General features: G+C 55.5%; 3 protein-coding genes. 2 read left to right on the forward strand and 1 reads right to left on the reverse strand.

Going from position 1 to position 3,179, the window contains the following annotated elements; genetic code table 11:
• The first annotated feature begins 254 nt into the window (after positions 1 to 254).
• On the forward strand, positions 255 to 1,148 hold the full coding sequence (locus YU9_RS0138135) for a glycosyltransferase (protein ID WP_198028374.1): 894 nt from the start codon (positions 255 to 257) through the stop codon (positions 1,146 to 1,148).
• A gap of 66 nt (positions 1,149 to 1,214) precedes the next feature.
• On the opposite strand, the gene YU9_RS44030 is transcribed toward YU9_RS0138135, so the two are convergent.
• Positions 1,215 to 2,357 carry an O-antigen ligase gene (locus YU9_RS44030; RefSeq protein WP_156952377.1) on the reverse strand — a complete coding sequence of 381 codons (1,143 nt, stop codon included), beginning with the start codon at positions 2,355 to 2,357 and terminating at the stop codon, positions 1,215 to 1,217.
• Positions 2,358 to 2,801: 444 nt separating this feature from the next.
• On the opposite strand from YU9_RS44030, the gene YU9_RS0138145 reads away from it, so the two are divergent.
• On the forward strand, positions 2,802 to 3,179 hold a 378-nt coding region (locus tag YU9_RS0138145; protein ID WP_027577384.1), incomplete at its 3' end, for a hypothetical protein.

The following is a 3,179-nucleotide window of genomic DNA, read 5'->3' on the forward strand; positions in this document are numbered from 1 at the left end:
GGACGTTTCCGCGGAGGTGATCGTGGCGGGGTGTCTGCACGTAGCGGGATCTCGAGACCCGCGAAACTGCGATCGATCGCCAAGGCTGTGGCCAGGGGATTAGGTTAATGCTCAATCATAACGGCACTTGCCGACGAAAAATCGTCCGCCAGTTTCATTCTTATTTGTTTATTTCTATTCTTTGAGTTAACTTAAATCGTATAATTAAATAAATTAAAATCTGCCGTGCGCAAAAAAAGACAGGAGCAGTTCCGTTGCCTGCACCTATCACGTCTAGCATCGACCACATTCTGCTGACACGATTTAATCTGCCTTCCGGAGGCGCCGAGAGCCTAATCCGGGCCAAGGATGGCTGGTTGCAACAGCGCGTGGAACTATTTGAGAGATACTGTCTACCATCTGTGTGTTCCCAAACCAATAAAGAGTTCCACTGGATCATATATTATGATCCTGACAGCCCTGAATGGTTGATGCGCTGGATACGACAGCACCGCGTTCTCGGCGTCTACCAGCCGTTCTTTCGATCCTCCGTCAGTCGCGAGGAACTTTGCGCCGACATCCGCACCGTTGTTGGCTCTCCGCGCGCCGAGCTCATTACCACCAATCTCGATAATGATGATGGGCTGGCAACAGATTTCATTGATCGAATTCAAATGGCGGGCCGAAAGGGGGAAAAAACGGCGCTCTATATCGCGCAGGGCCTCATCAAGAGTGAAGACAGGCTCTACACTTTCAAGGACCCTCGCAACGCCTTTTGCTCGGTGCGGGAAACCTGGGAATCTCCGATCACCTGTTGGTCCAATTGGCACAATCTACTCGGAAAAACTTTGCCCGTAATTGAGATTGGCGGGAAGCCGGCATGGCTGCAGGTTATTCATGGGCGGAACGTCAGCAACAGAATTCGCGGTAAGCGGGTATCCTCTTCGTCTCATATTGACCGGTTCCCCGGCCTGATCAACGATGTACGAAGCGCAAGTTTGCACGAGCGGATGCTCGAACGTCTGGTGGCGCAACCGGCACGCTTCGTCAGAGAGGTTAGCAGAAAGGCAGCGAAAGCATTGGCCATGCGATTGCTCGGAAAGGATGGTTTGAGCCGGGCAAAGCTGATCTGGGCATCCTGGCGAGTTCGGAGCGGACCTCAGCTCTGACGACGTTTCGCTAGAGCCACATCGCGTCTGGAGCCGGCGAAGATGACACGCCGAGCAACGCGCCCTCTAAGTTAGACGTCGATCATCTGAAGGATCCAGACCATATGGGACACCATCGTCGATCCGCACATCGAGCAGCCATACCCCGCTGCCGAGAAGAAATATGAACCAAGTATAAGCCGTTCCCCAGTAGTGGACCGTCCAGCCCGCTAAGAAGAATGCTGTTATCATAATCAGATAAGCAGTTCGATAGGCGACCAGCCGCTCGTCCAGCCCTTTTCTGAAGCTCACGCCGAGAAACACCGCGAAGAAGGACAACGCCAGCAAAAGGCCAGCCGGAATGCCGAACTTCATAGCAATGTTGAGCCAAAACATGTCAACACTTGGCGTCATCCAGCTCATTCGCGCCCAGTCGCCATATCCGATGCCAAAAAGCGGATGATCCAGGACTGAAGCAGAGCCGAATTCCCAAATCAGTATGCGATACCAGCCTGTACCCGGGTCTAAGGTAAAGTGTGAAATGTAGAACTGGACCGGGGTCTGATTGGAACCGAAAAGTACGGCGAGATAAGCTGCCAGGAACAGGCACCAGAGAAATTTCCAGCAGTACGGGCTCTTCCTAAAGAGAGCGCTCCACATTATTAACGCCGCCTGCACGACCATGCCCGCGATTGGGGCCGAGGACAATGACAGCAAAGCCGTTGCTCCAACGAGCCCCGTCTTCAGCCAACGCTGCAACTGCGGAATGCGGTGGCCCAGGACCAGATGGGTCAGCGCGAGAGCGCTACCGGCGCAGACGCCGAACAGGATCGGATGCTCGAAAACAACCTGGGCTCGCCGAAGACCTCCACGCATATCGTTGCCGGCATCCGGATTGGACGGAAGAATGGCGGCGAAGAGTTCCAGGAGAACATTGCGTCCGGTCAGCGCCTCCAAGAGCGCGAACGGAAAGAGAAGCGCCACGATCATGAACAACATGCGTGCCAAGTTGAAGAAGTCGTCGGCGTCCCGGATGTAGCATCTGGCCACAAGATAGGCGCCCATCGTTTCAACAAGCAGGATGCCGGCCGGCTTCACGGCGAATTCCGGGCCGTGGACCACGACCAGGCTCAGTGCGCTCCAGAGGCAGAACAGCAGCAGGGCTATGTCGGAGACCCGCATCCGTCCTGACGCGCCGCTGATCCACTTGGCCAGGCAGGGAAGGAGCATCGGGAGTAGGATCACGCGGGAGACGGACAGCGAGACCGGACCGACTGTCACAACCCAAGGGACGACCAAGGAGGCTAAGAAAAGACGAGCGGGCCAAGGCAACTTCTTCTTGCCCGACCGATCCGCACCGATGGCGTGTCGCCGGGGAGCACGGGGAATCGCTCCCTCGAGATTCCGGTAGGGCCTTGACCCGGTGTAGACCCCATCAATGCCCATCTACTATTTCGTTCCTACCTTGTCGCCCGGAAAAAGGCATTTAGGGATTAGCCGTCGCTTATGTTAGTATTTTCCCTCTGTCATGGAGAGCGATCAACTACTCATTTTAGAGGAAATTTGCAAGAATAAATAAAATAATCTTGCAGAGAGGTGGCGATGCTCAATTAAATCGGGCTCGCCCGAGCAAAAATCCACCTGGTTCCCAATCTATGAACGGGCGGTATAAGTATGAATCGGATTTTGTTTTTTCTGGCCATGGCTTGCCTGACCGCGGGTCTTTCAAGCCTGTGCTTCGCGCAGGATCACGCGACAGGTGGTTCAAACAAGCTTTCCCGGGAGGAATGGCAGTCTCGCATCAATGCCACTCGTGAACGGCTGGACCAGCGGCGGGAAGAACTGCGGCGCGAACGTGAGCAGCGACTTGAGCTAAGGCTCAATCGCGAGGGGCGAATTGAGCCAAAGCGGGACGAGCTGCGGCGCGAGCGCGAAAACAAAGGCGGCGAGTTCCCGCCCCCCCTGGTGGGAAGTAGCATTGATCCTGCCCTCTTTGGCATGCCGGACGCGACGACTGCTGGCGTGCAGCCTGGCGTGACGCTCACCGCCTAC

This window comes from Bradyrhizobium sp. WSM1743 (assembly GCF_000473065.1).
Lineage (GTDB): Bacteria > Pseudomonadota > Alphaproteobacteria > Rhizobiales > Xanthobacteraceae > Bradyrhizobium.

Excerpts from the sequence above, each read along its gene's own strand:
- YU9_RS44030 (WP_156952377.1), bottom strand. The coding sequence starts at position 2,357 with ATGCTCCTTCCCTGCCTGGCCAAGTGGATCAGCGGCGCGTCAGGACGG.